This is a genomic window from Bradyrhizobium sp. LeoB3, assembly GCF_055456055.1.
Genome location: NZ_JBVBEF010000421.1, coordinates 1 through 334, shown reverse-complemented (window position 1 = coordinate 334; position 334 = coordinate 1). Strand labels below are relative to the sequence as shown.

The 334-nt window shown below is 59.3% G+C and carries 1 protein-coding gene; it reads left to right on the top strand.

Going from position 1 to position 334, the window contains the following annotated elements; translation table 11 throughout:
• Window positions 1–189 (top strand): hypothetical protein (locus ACZXDY_RS46580; RefSeq protein ID WP_464350116.1); only part of this gene is annotated, 189 nt, incomplete at its 5' end.
• Between the last annotated feature and the right edge of the window lie 145 nt (window positions 190–334).

Here is a 334-nt window from a genome sequence, read left to right as displayed (position 1 = left end):
AAAATCAAGCCTCTTTTTCGAGACATCCCGATTAATTTTGTCCATATGGAACCTGAGCGCATGGAGAGCCCTCGTGCTCTGCGTTCGCGCGTGAAGGTCGCGCAATGCGCCACGCCGTTCCACTTAATCCGCGAATGCCGGTTCGGCCATGCCTGCTCCGATATTCGAGGCGCTTCTCGTTGGCGCTAGCCATTGGACGGCAAGCGGCGCGCGGTCCTGCAAGGCGAGTGCGTCGGGACTTGCTTGGAGGCCAACAGGGCGACCAACGCCAGGAAGACGTCACGTGCGGTGGTATCTGAGCGCAGTTCTTTGCCTTGCTCCGAAAGCGACCGAA